Source organism: Bradyrhizobium sp. ORS 111 (genome assembly GCF_045571485.1).
Taxonomy (GTDB): Bacteria; Pseudomonadota; Alphaproteobacteria; order Rhizobiales; family Xanthobacteraceae; genus Bradyrhizobium.
Map to the genome: position 1 here is coordinate 5,563,407 of NZ_CP120701.1, position 17,024 is coordinate 5,580,430.

A 17,024-nucleotide genomic window follows, 5' to 3' on the forward strand; every position below is an offset into this window, starting at 1 on the left:
ACGCCGCCACTCGCCTACTAATGGCGCAGGGCGGCGCTATTGCTGCAACCATGGGCCGACGCTAGGCTCCCCCCGATTTGGTGCAGGGAGGCCCACGTGACTCAATCCGACGACATGAAGATTTCCGAAGACCGCCGCGACGCGCTGCGCTATGCGCTCGGGATCGGCAGCGGCGCGGCGCTCGCGGCCGCGATGGCAGCTCCGGCTTCGGCTGAGGCGCAAGCCGACAACACGCTCGACCGGATCAGGGCCAACAAGGTGCTGCGGATCGCCGTGCTGCCGGGCGAATTGCCCTACTTCAACAAGGATCTCGCCACCGGCACCTGGTCGGGCTTCTCGATCGAGATGGCGAACGATCTGGCCAAGCTGCTCGACGTCAAGCTCGAATATGTCGAATCGACCTACGGCAACTCGATCCTCGATCTGCAGGCCAACAAGATCGACCTCGGCTTCGCGCTCAATCCGACCCCGCAGCGCGCGCTGGTGGTCGATTTCACCCATCTGGTGTTTCCGCATCCATTCGGCGCGATGCTGAAGAAGGGCATGGAGGCCAAGACCTGGGCCGACATCAACAAGCCCGAAGTCAAGATCGCCGTCGACGTCGGCTCGGCCAACGAGGCGGTGGCGCGGCGCTTTGCCCCCAATGCCACCATCAAGTCGCTGAAGTCGCGCGACGAGGTGATGCTGGAGATGTCGTCCGGCCGCGTCGATTGCGTCGTCAACGCGCTCGTGCTCGGCCTGACCGCGATCGCCAAGAACCCGAACCTCGGCACCTACAAGATCCTGCAATTGCCCTCGGTGACCATCGCGAGCGGCACCGCGGTGCGCCGCGAGGCCGACAAGCGCTGGCGCGATTTCCTGTCGGTGTGGATCGATTACAACCGCGGCATCGGCCAGATGCGCGAATGGTTCGTCAAGGGCCTCGGCCTCGCCGGCGTCAAGCCGGAAGACGTGCCGGTGGAGTTGAATATTTGAGGGCGGCCGAATTTCGCACGCATTAAACCGCGTTCTCCGCGACACCTCTCCCCCGCTTGCGCGAGGGAGAGCAGCGCTCACACCTTGTCGTAGGTCAGCCCGCGCTCGAGATGCCGCGCGACCAGCGTCGAGGGAAACAGGATCGCGAAATAGATCAGCGCCACGATCGTGTAGACCTCGAGCGGCCGATAGGTGTCGGCGTTGATCAGGGTCGCGTTGTAGACGAGATCGGGCACCGCGATGATCGAGACCAGCGACGTGTTCTTCAGTTGCGTCACCGACTGGTTGACATAGGGCGCCATCATCGGCTTCAGCGCCTGCGGCAGGATGACGAGTCGCATCAGCGGCCAGCCGCGGAAGCCGAGCGCCTTGGCGGCATCCCACTGCCCGACTGGAACGCTTTCGATGCTGCCGCGCACGATCTCGGCGTAGAACGCGCCGCCATAGAGCGAGAGCACGCTCATTGCCGCGACATGCGCCGGGATGTTGACGCCGATCACCACCGGAAAGGCGTAGTAGAACCAGATGATCTGCACCAGCAGCGGCGTGCAGCGGAACGTTTCAATATAGGCGATCAGGAACCAGTCGATCACCGGAATCCGCCGCAGGCGCAGCATGCCGACGATCAGCCCGATCAGCGTACCCAGGATGATGGTGCCGATCGTGTAGGCCATGGTCCAGCCAAGCCCGAGCCAGAACAGATGGCTGTACTTGGCAAGGACGCCGAAATCCCAAACGTAGTTCATCCTGCCCCTCGATTGCCGGGAGTCTCGCGCCCGTCGATCATCCGATGCTCCAGCATTGCAGGCGAACCGGCGAGTGTCACGCAATATAGCGGCTCGGCGCGAAGGCCTGTGTATCGAACGGCGGCGCGCCGCCTGCGATCATCGCCGCGATCGCCGCGCCGGTGCCGGGACCCGTGGTGAAGCCGATGTGCTGGTTGCCGAAGGCGAGCCAGAGGCCGCGATGCCGCGGTGCCGGCCCGATCATCGGCAGGCTGTCCGGCAGCGTCGGCCGCGCGCCGCGCCACCGCTCGCCGACGGCGTCGCCGAACTCGATCACGCTGCGCGCCAGCGGCACCACCACGTCGAGCTGGGAGAAGTTCGATGGCGCGTCGCGCGCCGTCAGCTCGACGCCGCAGGTGACGCGAATGCCCTGCTCCATCGGCGTCATCACGAAGCCGCCGTCCGCATCATGGATCGGGCGCAGCAATTTGCGTGCCGGGTTCGGCACGAAATGCTGGTGGTAGCCGCGCTCGAACGCCAGCGGCACGCGATAGCCGAGCGGCCGTAGCAGCTCCGCCGACCACGGCCCGAGCGCGACCACGACATGGCGCGCCGCGATCTCGCCGTCGGCGAGCTGCACGCGCCAGCCGTCGCGCTGCGGCTCGATCTGCCTGATCTCGGATTGCCGGATCGCGCCGCCGCCACCGGCCAGCATGCTCGCGTAGTCCCTGACCACCGCACCGGGCGAATCGACCGATGCCGTCTGCGTGTGCAGCAGGCCGACACGGTAGGCGGGGATGATGTTGGGTTCGAGCGCGGAGATCGCCTGTCGATCCAGCACCTCGCTCTTGATGCCGTATTCGGCGAGCGCCGCCTGCTCCGCTTTGGCGTTGGCGACTCCGTCGCCACGCCACGCCTTCAGCCAGCCGGTCTCGCGAATACGATGCCCCGCGCCCGCCTGCACGATCCAGTCGCGATGCAGCTTGAGCGACGTCGAGATCAGCCCGTGCAGCGCGACCGCGCGCGGCTTGGTCTGCGACGGTGCAGCGCTGGCAAGGAAGCGCATCACCCAGCCGGCATTGGCGACGGCCCAGGGAAGATTCCAGCGCAGCGCCGGATGTTGGTTGCTCAGGTACTTCAGCAGGTTCTTCCAGAGCGCGGGCGTGTTGAGCGGGAAGATCGAGCCGGATGAGAGAATGCCGGCGTTGCCGAAGGAGGTTTCGCTGCCGGGCTCACGGCGGTCGACGACGATGACCGACAGCCCGCGCTGTCGCGCCGCGAGGCCCGCGGAGACGCCGACCATGCCGGCGCCGAGCACGACGACATCAACTTGTTGTCCTGGGGCGCCCTCCGTCATGTCATCACGTCAGGGTCAGGCCGCCATCGACCGGCAGCAACGTGCCGGTGACGTGTCCTGCCTCCGGCGACAGCAGGAAGGCGACCACGGCAGCGACCTCGTCGGGCTGGCCCAGCCGCTGCATCGGATTGGCCTTCGCCACGCGCTCCCAGGCCGTGGGATCCAGCGCGCCGACTAGGCCGGGATCTTTCTGCGTATAGCCAGGCACCACGGCGTTGGCGGTGGCGCCCGAGGCGGCGAGCTCGATCGCCAGCGATTTCACCAGCACTTCGAGCGCGGCCTTGGCCGCGGCCGATCCGGGAAAGGTGCCGCCGGGCACGAAGCGATGCGCCCCGAAGCTCGAGACCGCGACGACGCGCCCCTGTGCGCTGCGTGCCAGATCCGGCAGTGCGGCGGCCGCCATTTCGTGGAAGGCCGCAGCCATCACCGCGAAGGCCCGCTCCAGCGATTCGCGCGGCAGGCTGGCAAAATCGCGCCGGTCGGCAAAGCCGGCCGCATGCACGATCGCATCGACCGGCCCGAATTCCGCGCGCGCCGCATTGACGAGCTCGGCGCCGCTACCCGCCTTGGCGAGATCGCCGCTACGGGTAGCGACCTTTGCGCCGACCCGTCGGCACCTCTCCGCGACCGCATTCAGCCGTTCGCGCCCAGCGGCCTCGGCGCCCTGTCCGTGCAGCATCAGGCATTGATCGGGCCCGGCCAGACGCCGCGCGATCGCCGCACCAATGCCGGAGCCGCCGCCCGTGATGATTGAAACCCGCATGAACCGCAGCACTTTCGAAGACAGCGAACTATAGGTTCGGCGTCACGAAATGCAAACCGGCACGCGCATGGCCGAAAGCCTAGCGCCAGGGCTCGACCAGAATCTTGGTGTGCGCTTCCGGGTTGGCGAGATCGGCGAAGGCCTGCGCCACGCCGTCGATGCCGACGCGGCCGGTCACCAGCGATGCGGCATCGACCCGCCCTTCGGCGATCAGGCGCAGCGAATAGGCGAACTCCTCCGGCGCGTAGCCGAGCACGTACTGAACGTTGAGCTCCTTCAGGATGCCAAGCATCGGCTCGGAGCGATCGGTCTCCATGCAGACGCCGACCACCACGATGCGGGCATCGCGCGGCGCGCCCTCGAACACCTGCTGCAACACACCGGGCACGCCGACGCATTCGAAGATCAACGCCGGCTTCAGCGCCGGCAGCATCGCCTGCATGGGCGGCCGCGCGGCTTTCTCCTCCGGCGCCATCTGGGCATGCTCGGCCCAGCTCGCATAGGGCTGGGTCTTGGCGGGGTCGATGACGACATCGGCGCCCATCTTTTCCGCAAGCCGGCGCCGCGCCGGTGAGTAGTCGGCGGCGACGATCGGACCGAGACCCTTGATCTTCAGCGCCGCGATCACCGCAAGCCCGACCGGGCCGCAACCGATCACCAGCGGCACCTCGCCGCCGCGAATGTCGACCTTCGCTACCGCATGCACGCCGACCGCAAGCGGCTCGGTGAGCGCGGCGTGCTCGGCGGCGAGCCCGTTCGGCACCTCAAGCAGCAGCGCCTCGCTGAGCAGGATCTGCTCGGCATAGCCGCCGACATTCTCGTTGGAATAGCCGACGCCCCGCGGTCCCTCCGGCGTGAGCAGTGCCGGCACGGAGCACACTCTCGTCCCTGGCTTCAGCTTGCGCGTGCTGTTGGGTCCGTAATCCAGGATTTCGCAGCAGAACTCGTGGCCGAACACGACGTCGCGGGACAGGTCCATCGGCTGGCGGCCGGGAAAGAATTTCGTCAGCTCCACCATGCGGTGAGCATGCTTACGCGCGTGCAAGTCGGAACCGCAGATGCCGCAGGCGAGCGTCTTGACCAGCACCTGGCCGGTGCCGGGCTTCGGCTCGGGCAAGGTGTCGACGACGATCTCGCCGTTCCTGAAGATGGCTGCGCGCATGGTTCCTCCCAACTGGATTCGCCTCACTTATAGAGCTGATCGATTCTGATTGAATCAGAACCGAAACTCCCGATTCTTGCGTTGAGACGTCTCTTCAGTGTCGGCCAGTCGCCGTTCCGGATCAAGTCCGCGACAGGCGTTTCGCTCCAGAACGCGACCGAGGATGACTGCGCACAGCGCCGTTGCCGGGATTGGCGCCCGGCAACACCATGGCCACCAATCAGGCGTTGGGCGCCGGCTCGCCGGCCACCGCGAGCAATTGCGAACGGCGGATTCGCTCGCGATGCGCGGTGTAGAGGCCTGAAGCGACGATGAAGGCGGCCCCGAGGATGGTCCAGCGGTCCGGCACTTCGCCAAAGATCAGGAAGCCGAGGATGCTGACCCATAGCAATTGCGTATAGGAGAACGGCGCGAGCACCGAGGCGTCGCCATAGCGGAACGCCAGCACCACGATCCATTGTCCCGCGGTAGACGCAATACCGATCAGGAGGCCGAACAGGATGTCGTGCCAGGTCGGCGTGACCCAGACGAACGGTACCAATGCGGAGACGATGGCAGCGCCCGTGATTGCCGAATAGGCCATGACGGTGACCGAGCGTTCGCTGCCGCTCATCATGCGCGTCATGATCAGCGTGGCCGCCCAGGCCAGCGCGGAGGCGATCGGGAAGAATGCCGCGGGATGGAACGCGCTGGTGCCGGGCCGCAGGATGACGAACACGCCGGCGAGCCCGACCCCGGTCGCGATCCAGCGGCGCAGGCCGACCTTCTCGCCGAGGAAAGCGATCGACAGCGCGGTGACGAACAGCGGCGAGACGAAGCTGGTGGCGGAGGCCTCTGCGATCGGCAGGAAGCCGAGCCCGGTGATGAAGATCAGCGAGGAACCGAGCAGCGCCGCGCCGCGCAGCACGTGCAGTCCGGGGCGCCGGCTCTGCATCGCGAACAGCGGCGTGCCCGGCAGCATCGCGGGCGTCATGATCAGCGCAAACACCAGAAAGCGGATCCAGGCGATCTCGATCGAAGGCAGCGTCGAGGACAGATACTTGGCGGTGACGTCGGAGGTTCCCAGAAACACCGTCGACAGCAGGATCAGCGCGATGCCCTTGAACGGCCGATCCGTGCGCGCAGGCGCTTTCGGTGCGACGGACTTCTTTTCAGGCAACGGCAAAAGGGCGCTGTCCAGCCTGGCGGCTGCGGCGGGGGGCGGCGTCACGGCAATCTCGGAGGCAAAATAAAACGAATCTGCTGAGCCTTCACAAAACGCCAATTCCGCCGCAAGGACAATGGCCGAAAACGGGACTCGGATATGCGTCAGCGCGCGCGGCGGCCTGCCACAGGCGTTGCGCAGGCGCGATTGAAACAGTTTGTTAGGAATTGTGTGGGGCCGGGACCTCGCAACGCGATTGCAGCAGCGCGACTGCAGCTTCTGCTCACCTCTCCCCAGCGGGGAGAGATCGATTTGCGCAGCAAATCGGGTGAGGGGGTTAGGTCCTACGATAGTGCGCAACCCCTCACCCGCGCCTTCGGCGCGACCTCTCCCTATAGGAGAGGTTTGGCGACGCCGGACTTGCGGAGACTGCTCAACGCAATCTCGCGCTCTACAGCATCGGCAGTGAGCGCGGCTTCGACCCTCGAGGAAACGCCTTGTCGAGCGCCGCGACCTCGGCGCCGCTGAGCGTGAGGGTTCCCGCCGCGGCGTTCTCCGCCGCGTGGTCCGCGCTCGACGCCTTCGGAATCGCGAGCACCGATGGATCGCGGATGAGAAAGCTCAGCGCGACCTGACGTGGAGTTGCCTTGTGCGCCCGCGCGATCGATTGCAGCACGGCGCCGCCCTTGCTCGACGGCGAGGGGAAATCGTCGTGGCCGAACGGCGAGTAGGCCACCACGGCGACGCCATGCTGCGCGCACCACGGGATCACGGCATGCTCGATCGCGCGCTCCTGCAGATGGTAGAGCACCTGGTTGCAGGCGATCTTGCCCTCGCCGGCGACGTCGAGCAGCTCATCGAGATCGGCGGTGTCGAAATTGCTGACGCCCCAGGAGCGGATTTTGCCGGCCGCCATCAGATCGTCGAAGGCAGCAACGGTGTCGGCGAGCGGATAGGATCCGCGCCAGTGCAGCAGATAGCAGTCGAGCCGGTCAGTCTTCAGCCGCTTCAACGAGCGCTCGCAGGCGGTGATGGTGCCGTGCCGCGAGGCGTTGCTCGGCAGCACCTTGGAGACCAAAAACAGCTCGTCGCGACGACCGGCGATGGCGTCCGCGATCACCAGCTCGGCATCGCCATACATCTCCGCGGTGTCGATATGCGTCATGCCGTCGTCGATGCCGCGCTTCAGCGCGGCGACGGCCGCCTTGCGGTCACCGTGATCGAGGTACCAGGTGCCCTGCCCGATCACTGAAACCTGCGGGCCGCCCTTGCCGAATGCTTTTGTCTGCACGATCGCCTCGTTATGCGTGGTTCGTTGATGGCCCCGCGCACAAAGATAGTGCAAGCGAGCGACAATGTCTCCCCATCGTCGTCCCGGCGAAGGCCGAGCGTGTTGCGCGGCCCGTGCGCTCCAGCGCCGGTGTGTGACGATCAACCGAGCCCGCTGATGTCAGCCACCAGCACCGAGCCCGTCACCGATTCCGTGATGTAGAGCCGGTCGCGGTTGGCGCCGCCGATCGCGACATTGGTGCAGCTCTGCCCGGCGCAGGACTTGATGCGCGCGATGCACTCGCCGTTCGGCGCAAAGACAAAGACGTGGCCGAGCGAGGCGTGCGCGACGAACAGGCGTCCGGCTTTGTCCACCGTCATGCCGTCGGGCCCGCTCGGGCCGAACAGCGAGCAGAAACGCCCGACCTTGGAGACGCTGCCGTCCTTCATGAATGGTGCGCGCCACACCGCGTTGTCGCGCGTCATGGCGACGAACAGCACCGCCTCGTGCGGATCGAGCACGAGGCCGTTCGGGCTGATGCCGGTGTCGATCAGGCAGTCGAGCTGGCCGTTGCTGCGCAAGCGATAGACGCGGCCGGTCGGATCGTGCAGGCCGGTCTGGCCTTGATCGGTGAAATAGATGTCGCCGTTCGAGGCGATGTGCAGGTCGTTGCAGCCGCGGAACGATTCCGAGTTGCGCGACCGCAGCACCGGCGTGACCTTGCCCGCTTTGGCATCGAGCTCCATCAAGCCGTGCCGGTAGTCGGCGATCAGGATGCGGCCGTTGGCGTCGATCTTCAGCCCGTTCGGCCAACCATCATATTCCGCGACCTGCGACCAGGTCCTATCCGGCGCAATGCGGAAGATGCGGCCGAATGGAATGTCGACGATATAGAGATTGCCCGACGCGTCGAATGACGGCCCCTCGATGAAACAGTCGGTCATCGCGCCCGGCCGATTGGCATCGGCCCACTCGGTCGCCACCTTGCGGCGGAATTCGGCTGGCACGGCGGTGAAGATCTCGGTCGGAATCAGCTTTGGCGGCGTTTCCAGGTACATCATTGTCGGGTTCACCCGTTGGTGGAACGGGGTGGACCATAGTGGAGAAGGCGTGCGGCGTCGAATGCACCGGGGACATTCCGCCATTGACGATGGGACGTTGCCGCATACGCATCCCCTATTCGGCCGCTTGCGCGCTGCCGTAGGCCTCCGAGATCATATAGCCCGACAGCGTGCCGTAGGCCGCGATCCAGGCGGCGGCGACGTCGGGCGTCCAGGCCTCACCGAGACCCTTCTCCAGGGTCCACAACAGCGCGGCGCCGACCACCGGATAGTGTTCAGGCCTCGCGCCATAGCCGACATGGCGCTTGGCGAGCGCGCTTGCGGCGGGAAGCACCGAAGGCAGATTGCCCAGCCCGTTGACCACGACCGCGAGCGTCGCCATCAGCTTCTTGCGCTGCTCGGTCATATCAGCGGGAAACATCGCCTTCACACCGGGCGCGACCTCGAACAGCCGGTCATAGAAGATCGCCGCCGCCTGCTCCGATATCGGCGCCACCTTGGCAAAGGAGTCCTGCACGAGCTTGATCTGGTCGGGTGTCATGTGCGCCTCCATGCGCGCTGCTTCCCTCGCCGCGCCATTGCGGCGAGGTGAAGGGGTTATGCCGCCTCGACGAAGCGATGGCGCTCGTAGAGGAATTCGAGCACACGCTGCCGGCACTTCAGATAGCCGGGGTTGGCCGCGAGCTCGAGCCGCTTGCGCGGACGCGCCAACGGCACCTCAAGCACTTCGCCGATCCCTGCACTGGGACCGTTGGTCATCATGACGATACGATCCGAGAGCAGCACGGCCTCGTCGACATCGTGGGTGATCATCAGGATGGTGTTGCCGAGCTTCTGGTGCAGCGCCATCACCGAATCCTGCAGATGGGCGCGGGTCAGCGCGTCGAGCGCGCCGAATGGCTCGTCGAGCAGCAGCACCTTCGGCTCCATGGCGAGCGCACGCGCGATGCCGACGCGCTGCTTCATCCCGCCCGAGATTTCGCTCGGCCGCTTGTCCCTCGCGTGCGCCATCTGCACGAGGTTGAGATTGTGCATGACCCAGGCGTCGCGCTCGGCCCTGCTCTTTGTTCTAGCAAACACCTTGTCGACACCGAGCCTGACGTTCTCGTAGACCGTCAGCCACGGCAGCAGGCTGTGGTTCTGGAACACCACGGCGCGGTCCGGTCCCGGCGAATTGACCTCGCGGTTCTCCAACAGCACGCAGCCCTTGGTCGTGCCGGTCAAGCCGGCGACGATGTTGAGCAGGGTCGACTTGCCGCAGCCGGAATGCCCGATGATCGAGACATACTCGCCCTTCTCGATCGTCAGGTTGATGTCCTTGAGCACCTCCGTCGTCGCGTTGCCGCGGCTAAAGGACTTGTCGATGTGATCGAGCTTCAGATAGGCCTGCATGACTAGTCCCCTCAGTTCGCAGCCGTGCCGCGGGTCACGATCTTGCCGAGCCCCGCGATCAGGCGATCGAGCACGAAGCCGATGATGCCGACGTAGAACAGCGCCAGGATGATCTCGCTGATGTGCGAGGAATTCCACGCATCCCAGATGAAGAAGCCGATACCGACGCCGCCGATCAGCATCTCGGCCGCGACGATCGCAAGCCACGACAGACCGATGCCGATGCGCAGACCGGTGAACATGTAGGGCGCGGCGGCCGGGATCATGATCTTGGTGAAGAACTCAAGCGGATTGAGCTGCACCACGGCGGCGACGTTGCGGTAGTCCTGCGGGATGTTGCGAATGCCGACCGCGGTGTTGATGATGATCGGCCACACCGAGGTGATGAAGATCACGAAGATCGCGGAGGGCTGGCCGTCGCGGAACGCGGCGAGCGACAGCGGCAGCCAGGCGAGCGGCGGGATCGTGCGCAGGACCTGGAACAGCGGATCGAGTCCGCGCATCGCCCAGACCGACTGGCCGACCAGCGTGCCGAGCGCGATGCCCGCGACCGCGGCAAGCGAATAGCCGTAGGCGACGCGCTGCAGGCTGGCGGAGAGATGCCAGAACAATCCCTTGTCGATGCCGCCATTGTCGAAGAAAGGATCAAGGATCAGCTCGCGGGTATCCATGAACACCTTCGAAGGCGGCGGCAGGCTCGACCCGGCGCGCCGACAGATCAACTCCCAGATCACGAGCAGGAGCGCGATGACAATCGCCGGCGGCACCACGCGCACCGCGATCTCTTTTGCCATTCGGGCATAGGCTTCGGCACGTGGCGTTGCCTTGGGCGTCATCGTCACGACCGGCGCCGGCATAGCAGCCGACGGGATCGCTACTGCTGACACATCGGTCTTCATGGCAGGCATAGACATCAAAGAAAAATCTCCGTGGTGACAGGGCGGGCCGCGCAATCTGCAACCCGATGATCGGATCAGACGTCGAGGCGCTTGATGGAGAGCGACTTCAGGTAGGCGGCGGGGTCGGCGGGATCGAACACCTTGCCGTCGAAGAAGGTCTCCTTGCCACGCGAGGTCGAGGCTGGAATGTCGGATGCGGGCACGCCGAGGTCCTTGGCGGCCTCCTTCCAGAGGTCCTCGCGGTTGACCTTGGCGATCAGCGCCTTGGTGTCGAAGCCGGGTTCATACTTGCCCCAGCGGATGTCTTCGGTGAGGAACCAGAGGTCGTGGCTCTGATAGGGATAGGACGCGTTGTCTTTCCAGAACCGCATCTGCTGCGGCGAGTTCTCGACCACGCGACCGGTGCCGTAATCAAACTTGCCCTTCATGCGGTCGGTGATGTCCTCCACCGGACAATTGATCCACTGCCGCTTGGCACAGATCGCCGCGGTCTCGTCGCGGTTCTCCGCCTTCTCGCACCACTGCTGGGCCTCCATCACCGCCATCAGGAGTGCCTTCGCGGCCCTCGGGTTCTTGTCGACCCAGGCGGCGCGCAGGCCGAACGATTTCTCCGGATGCTTGTCCCAGAGCTCGCCGGTGGTGAGCGCGGTGTAGCCGATCTCCTGATGAATGAGCTGCAGATTCCACGGCTCGCAGACGCAGAAGCAATCCATGGTGCCGACCTTCATGTTCGCCACCATCTGCGGCGGCGGCACCACGATGGTCTCGATGTCCTTGTCGGGATCGATGCCGCCGGCGGCAAGCCAGTAGCGGATCCAGAGATCGTGCGTGCCGCCCGGGAATGTCATCGCGGCCTTCACTGCCTTGCCGGACGCCTTCTTCTTCTCGAGCGCAGCCTTGAAGGGAGCGGCGTCGATGCCGACCTTGAGGTCGGCATATTCCTTCGCAACCGAGATGCACTGGCCGTTCAAATTGAGCCGCGCCAGGATGTACATCGGCGTTGGCTGGTTGTTCTGCGTCACCTTTCCGGCCGAGATCAGATACGGCATCGGGGTCAGGATATGCGCGCCGTCGATGCCGTTGCCTTCGGAGCCGAGCACGAGATTGTCGCGCGTCGTGCCCCACGAGGCCTGCTTCTGCACCTCGACATCGGGCATGCCGTATTTGGCGAAGATGCCCTTCTCCTTGGCGACGAACAGCGGCGACGCATCGGTCAGCGCAATGAAGCCGAGCTTGGCGCCTTTCACTTCCGGACCTGCGCCTTGCGCGAAGGCCCCGGCGGGGAAGTTGAGCTTCACGGCTGCGAGCAGCGCCGCGGTGCCGCTGGTCGCCTTGAGGAGCTGGCGACGGCTCAATCCGCGGCCTGAACGACGGTCGTTGCGCTTGGTCATGGGCAGTCTGGTCCTTCTGCGTCTGTGCTGAGGATGGCCGTCCGTCTGGTGTCGCCGCTGTCAGCGCATGAGGGCGCGTTCGGGGGTGGCCCCGGTGCGGCAGCACAATTCGGATCATTGGTCTCAAGGGACGGCGTCGATGGCGTCGGCAGCTCACTATTCAAGCCGCGTGCCAAATCGTTGCAGCGCAAAAACGCGATGGAACCGAACAAGTTGCGAATTATGTCGCAGCGCGCGACCGAACTCTCTCAGCTTTTAAAATTTGCGATCCGCTCAATTCTTGTGCGACGCGCAAGAATTGAGCAGGCAATCGCGAGCCGGTCGATCAGGCATCCTCAGCGACCTTCGTCCCGAGCGGCGCAGGTGCCATTCCGCTGCCCGGCTTCACGTGGAATTCGTAAGTCATCAGATGCCACGGACCATCGGCCGTCTTGCCGTCCGGCATCGCGGGGTCGCTGCGTTTCTCGACCTTGGCGATCAGTTCGTCCTTCACGCCGAACACAACGTCGGAATCGATATACTTGTCGCCGTCGATGAAGACATGGGTAATCAGCGGCTCGTAGCCCTTCGCATTGACCAGGAAATGCACATGCGCTGGCCGCATCGGGTGCCGGTTGGTCTGCGTGATCATCTGTCCGACCGGACCGTCGGTCGGGATCGGATAGCTGCACGGCAGGATGGTGCGGAAATAGAACCGACCGTCGGCATCGGTGATGAAGCGCGCGCGCGACGACGGACCTTCGGTGGCATAGCTCGCCTTCTGTGAATCATAGAAGCCGTCGTCATCAGCGTGCCAGACGTCGACCGGCACATGGGCCAGCGGCTTGCCGTTGAGGTCGGTGACGCGGCTTTGCACGAACATGCGCTCGCCGGGCAGGCTTGCGGAAATGTCGGTGCCATGCGGCGTCACCTTGTGCTCGCCGACATAGAACGGGCCGAGCACCGTGGTCTCGGTGGCGCTATCGCGATCGCGGTGGTTGACCGCGTCGACCAGCATCGACACGCCGAGCACGTCCGAGAGCAGGATGAACTCCTGGCGGATATCGGTGCACTTCTGGCCGGTGCGAGTGAGGAAATCGATCGCGTAGTCCCACTCCTCGAAGGTGAGATCGGTCTTGCGCACATAGTCGTGCAGCGACTTCACCAGTTCCTGCAGCAGGAACTTGGCCCGCGGACTGGGCGTCTGGTCGAAGCTGCGGATGACGGCGTCGGTGAGCTCGGTGTCGTTGAACTGGGTCATCTGGCGTTTCCCTGGCGGTCCCTTCGGGGCGCGATTGCGGCTGTCAGCGTACACCAGCAATCCTGCGCGGGTAAGCGGCAGCCGATTGGTGCAGAACACACTTTTCGGCTATCAAGGCGCACTCGCCCAGCCGGAGAAGAGCCCGATGTCAGCCCCTACCCTTGCCTCCCCTGAATCCGCGGGAATGTCGACCGCAGCGCTCAACCGCCTCGAAGCGCATCTGAAGAGCCGCTACATCGAGTCCGGCCGCTTTCCCGGGACACAGCTCCTGATCCATCGCCGCGGCAAGCTCGTCCATTCCACGGTGCAGGGCTTCGCCGATCTCGAGCGCAAGGTGCCGGTGAAGGACGACACTATCTTCCGCATCTATTCGATGACCAAGCCGATCACGTCGGTCGCCTTCATGATGCTGGTCGAGGAAGGCCGCGTCGCGATCGACGAGCCGGTCGCCAAATACATCCCCGAATGGAAGAACCTCGGCGTGTTCGCCGCCGGCACCGCGCCCGCCTTCCTCACCCGCCCGCCGTCGCGGCCGATGCTGATCGTCGACCTGTTGCGCCACACCTCGGGCCTCACCTACGGTTTCCAGCAGCGCTCCAATGTGGATGCGGCCTACCGCGAAAAGAACATCGGCGAGGTCGTCAAGGCCGGCACGCTCGACAGCATGATCGAGGACCTCGCCAAGATCCCGCTGGAGTTCTCGCCCGGGGAGGCCTGGAATTACTCTGTCGCCACCGACGTGCTCGGCTATCTCGTCGGCAAGATCTCGGGGCAGCCGTTCGAGCAATTCCTGAAAGAGCGCATCTTCAAGCCGCTCGGCATGAACGACACCGACTTCTTCGTGCCGTCAGACAAGGCGCATCGCCTGGCCGCCTGCTATTCCGCCGATCCGCAGGGCGGCTTCAATCCGCTCGCCGCCGAGCGCAAGGGCACGCTGACGCTGCAGGACGACCCGGCGACGAGCTCGTTCCTGTCGCCGCCGTCGCTGATCTCGGGCGGCGGCGGATTGTGCTCGACCGCGGCCGACTACCTCACCTTCTGCCGGGCGCTGATCAACGGCGGCGAGCTTGGCGGCGTCCGCCTGCTCGGGCCGAAGACGCTGAAGCTGATGACCTCGAACCATCTGCCCGGCGGCGTCGACCTGCCGGCGATGTCGCGCTCGCTGTTCAGCGAGGCAGCCTATAACGGCATCGGCTTCGGCCTCGGCTTCGCGGTGACGATGAACCCGGCGCAGACCTTGATTGCCGGCAGCCCCGGCGAATTCAACTGGGGCGGCGCGGCCACCACGTCGTTCTTCGTCGATCCGGCCGAAGAGCTGATCACCATCTTCATGACGCAGGTGCTGCCGTCGAGCGCCTACCCGCTGCGGCGCGAGCTGCGCACGATGGTCTACGCGGCGATCACCGACAGCAACCTCTGAGACGACGCCATGCCGCGGCGCGCGCCGAGCGCCGCGGCATGGCAGTCGGCTGCCCGCGGGCGAATTTTCCCGCTTCGTTCCTGAACTGATGCCGTTCAACGACGGAATGGCTTGCGCGGCCTGCTGCGATGCGGTGGGCCGGTTTCGGGCAAGTCAAAGGCGTCGGATCATGCGACATTCTGGCATGCAAGTTGCTAGACTGAGCGAGGTTCGAGCCAACCGAAATCGAGGGGGAACGACATGTCAACCATCGCAACCACCATCGCCGAGACACGCAAGCCGCTTTACACGTCGTTGTTCGTTCAAGTGCTGGCCGCGCTCGTGCTCGGCATCATCATCGGCATGGCCGCGCCCGATTTCGCGATCGGGCTGAAGATCTTCAGCGACGCCTTCCTGAAGCTGATCTCGATGATCGTGGCGCCGATCGTGTTCTGCGTCGTGGTGCACGGCATCGCAGGCGCCGGCGACCTGAAGAAGGTCGGACGCGTCGGCGTCAAGGCGCTGGTCTATTTCGAAGCGATGACGACGGTTGCGCTCGTGGTCGGACTGCTGCTGGCCTATCTGTTCGGGCCCGGCCATGGCATGAACATCGACACCTCCACGCTGGATGCCAAGGCGCTCGGCAGCTATGCCGGCAATGCCCAGAAGCTCAAGGGCGAAGGCATCGGCAGCTTCCTGCTCAACATCATCCCGACAACGTCCTTCGACGCGCTGTCGCGCAACGACGTGCTGCAGGTGCTTTTCTTTGCCATTATCTTCGGCGTCAGCCTGGCGCTGGTCGGCGGCGAGAAGGGCGAGAAGATCTCCTCCTTCATCGACGCGGTCGCGACCGTGCTGTTCCGCGCCATGGGCCTGATCGTGCGGTTTGCGCCGATCGGCGTTCTCGGCGCCGTCGCCTACACCGTCGGCAAATATGGCGTCGGCTCGCTGAAGCAGCTCGTGTCGCTGGTTGCGTTGTTCTACGTTTCGGTCGCGATCTTCGTGCTTGGCGTGCTCGGTGCGGTGATGGCGCTTGCCGGCGTGAACATTCTCAAGTTCCTCGCCTACCTGCGCGAGGAGCTGATGATCGTGCTCGCGACCGCCTCCTCCGACGCGGTGCTGCCGCAGGCCATGCGCAAGCTGGAACGACTCGGCATCAAGGATTCGGTGGTCGGCCTCGTGATCCCCACCGGCTACTCCTTCAACCTCGACGCCTTCTCGATCTACCTCACGCTGGCCGTCGTGTTCATCGCCCAGGCGACCAACACGCCGCTGTCATTCGGCGATCTGCTCCTGGTGCTCGGCGTGTCGCTGATCACCTCGAAGGGCGCGCATGGCGTGCCGGGCTCTGCGATCGTCATCCTGGCGGCAACGCTCAACGCGGTGCCGAGCATTCCCGCGATCGGCCTCGTGCTGGTGCTTTCGGTCGACTGGTTCATCGGCATGGCGCGCGCGGTCGGCAACCTGATCGGCAACTGCGTGGCGACGGTCGTGGTGGCCGCTTGGGAGGGCGATCTGGACCGCAACAAGGCCCGGCGCGTGCTCGACGGCACCGAGACGGTGGATGTCACCGCTGGGTAAAGCGAGGCATGGCGTGCCCGCCGCGGGCACGCCCCTGCCTATTGAGCGCTACTTGACGAGCCTCAGGTAGGGAGGAAATCGCCTGGCGGCGGCGGGTTCCTGCAACTGTCCCTCCGACGCCACCATGTCACACAACGCCTTCAGCTCGGCGTCCGTAACCTTGTGCAGTTCCATCCGAAGCTCGAGGATGGCAAGCGACAACAATCGCGCGGTCTCCGCGTTTGCCCTGCCGACCAGAAATGCCTGACATTCTTCCAACGTCGCTAGTAGCGCCAGCAACCGTTCTTCCGTGCTTGCGACCGGCATATTGTCCACTCCCGGAGCCCCGAGGTCGACCCAAGGTGCTCCCTCTTTCGCTTCATTGCCTCTCCGCAAGAATTGCCGGCTTGTGGTAGGCGTGCATCCGTTACGAATGATCGAGAACTTTTGGGCAATTGTCCAGCAACATTCCGAAAGCCTGACTTGCACTTACGTCAAACTTTTTGGTGGACCGAGCCGTCTTGCGCAACTGCGCCGGTCTTCGTGATCCACCGCCGCACTAGCAGGGGTTGCATCCAATCTCTAGTGCCCGTACAATAGTTCGGCCCGTAGAAATACGGGTAAAGTGTCTGTGCCGCCCGGTAAGCATACGCAAAATCTGTGGCGATCAAACTCGCGCTAGTTGT

The 17,024-nt window shown here is 64.8% G+C and carries 16 protein-coding genes; 3 read left to right on the top strand and 13 right to left on the bottom strand.

Annotation, left to right across the window (positions count from 1 at the left end; all coding sequences use genetic code 11):
• Window positions 1-96 precede the first annotated feature (96 nt).
• Window positions 97-975, top strand: coding sequence for a transporter substrate-binding domain-containing protein (locus P6U30_RS25735; protein ID WP_407165667.1), 879 nt, complete (start codon window positions 97-99; stop codon window positions 973-975).
• Window positions 976-1,052: 77 nt separating this feature from the next.
• On the opposite strand, the gene P6U30_RS25740 is transcribed toward P6U30_RS25735, so the two are convergent.
• The 12 genes from P6U30_RS25740 to P6U30_RS25795 all read right to left on the bottom strand — a co-directional run bounded on the left by P6U30_RS25740 (window position 1,053) and on the right by P6U30_RS25795 (window position 13,379).
• Entirely contained in the window at window positions 1,053-1,721 is a 669-nt protein-coding gene (locus P6U30_RS25740) for an amino acid ABC transporter permease (protein WP_407147594.1), read from the bottom strand.
• A gap of 76 nt (window positions 1,722-1,797) precedes the next feature.
• Entirely contained in the window at window positions 1,798-3,057 is a 1,260-nt protein-coding gene (locus P6U30_RS25745) for an NAD(P)/FAD-dependent oxidoreductase (protein WP_407165668.1), read from the bottom strand.
• 4 nt (window positions 3,058-3,061) lie between these two features.
• Window positions 3,062-3,820 (bottom strand): SDR family NAD(P)-dependent oxidoreductase, encoded by a 759-nt coding sequence (locus P6U30_RS25750; protein ID WP_407165669.1) that lies wholly within the window; start codon window positions 3,818-3,820, stop codon window positions 3,062-3,064.
• Window positions 3,821-3,899: 79 nt separating this feature from the next.
• Complete coding sequence (locus P6U30_RS25755; RefSeq protein ID WP_407165670.1) at window positions 3,900-4,982, bottom strand: zinc-binding dehydrogenase; 1,083 nt, start codon at window positions 4,980-4,982, stop codon at window positions 3,900-3,902.
• 220 nt (window positions 4,983-5,202) lie between these two features.
• Window positions 5,203-6,147, bottom strand: coding sequence for a DMT family transporter (locus P6U30_RS25760; protein ID WP_407170541.1), 945 nt, complete (start codon window positions 6,145-6,147; stop codon window positions 5,203-5,205).
• Window positions 6,148-6,577: 430 nt separating this feature from the next.
• Window positions 6,578-7,417 (bottom strand): aldo/keto reductase, encoded by an 840-nt coding sequence (locus tag P6U30_RS25765; RefSeq protein ID WP_407165671.1) that lies wholly within the window; start codon window positions 7,415-7,417, stop codon window positions 6,578-6,580.
• A 140-nt stretch (window positions 7,418-7,557) separates the two neighbouring features.
• Complete coding sequence (locus tag P6U30_RS25770) at window positions 7,558-8,457, bottom strand: SMP-30/gluconolactonase/LRE family protein (protein WP_407165672.1); 900 nt, start codon at window positions 8,455-8,457, stop codon at window positions 7,558-7,560.
• 115 nt (window positions 8,458-8,572) lie between these two features.
• Window positions 8,573-8,998 (bottom strand): globin family protein, encoded by a 426-nt coding sequence (locus tag P6U30_RS25775; RefSeq protein ID WP_407165673.1) that lies wholly within the window; start codon window positions 8,996-8,998, stop codon window positions 8,573-8,575.
• A 56-nt stretch (window positions 8,999-9,054) separates the two neighbouring features.
• Window positions 9,055-9,849: an ABC transporter ATP-binding protein gene (locus P6U30_RS25780; RefSeq protein ID WP_407165675.1), complete on the bottom strand. Its 795-nt coding sequence runs from the start codon at window positions 9,847-9,849 to the stop codon at window positions 9,055-9,057.
• A gap of 11 nt (window positions 9,850-9,860) precedes the next feature.
• The gene (gene ntrB, locus P6U30_RS25785; protein WP_407165676.1) at window positions 9,861-10,763 is read right to left on the bottom strand and encodes a nitrate ABC transporter permease; all 903 of its coding nucleotides are present in this window, start codon (window positions 10,761-10,763) and stop codon (window positions 9,861-9,863) included.
• Between the two features lie 59 nt (window positions 10,764-10,822).
• Window positions 10,823-12,139, bottom strand: coding sequence for a CmpA/NrtA family ABC transporter substrate-binding protein (locus tag P6U30_RS25790; protein WP_407165677.1), 1,317 nt, complete (start codon window positions 12,137-12,139; stop codon window positions 10,823-10,825).
• A gap of 325 nt (window positions 12,140-12,464) precedes the next feature.
• Window positions 12,465-13,379, bottom strand: a complete 915-nt coding sequence (locus tag P6U30_RS25795; RefSeq protein ID WP_407165678.1) for an intradiol ring-cleavage dioxygenase — start codon at window positions 13,377-13,379, stop codon at window positions 12,465-12,467.
• Between the two features lie 145 nt (window positions 13,380-13,524).
• Here P6U30_RS25795 and P6U30_RS25800 point away from each other — a divergent pair, with 145 nt between their 5' ends.
• Window positions 13,525-14,799 (top strand): serine hydrolase domain-containing protein, encoded by a 1,275-nt coding sequence (locus P6U30_RS25800; RefSeq protein WP_407165679.1) that lies wholly within the window; start codon window positions 13,525-13,527, stop codon window positions 14,797-14,799.
• Between the two features lie 240 nt (window positions 14,800-15,039).
• Window positions 15,040-16,359 (top strand): dicarboxylate/amino acid:cation symporter, encoded by a 1,320-nt coding sequence (locus P6U30_RS25805; RefSeq protein ID WP_407165680.1) that lies wholly within the window; start codon window positions 15,040-15,042, stop codon window positions 16,357-16,359.
• Window positions 16,360-16,407: 48 nt separating this feature from the next.
• Here P6U30_RS25805 and P6U30_RS25810 read toward each other — a convergent pair whose 3' ends face one another.
• Complete coding sequence (locus P6U30_RS25810) at window positions 16,408-16,665, bottom strand: hypothetical protein (protein WP_407165681.1); 258 nt, start codon at window positions 16,663-16,665, stop codon at window positions 16,408-16,410.
• Window positions 16,666-17,024: the final 359 nt, after the last annotated feature.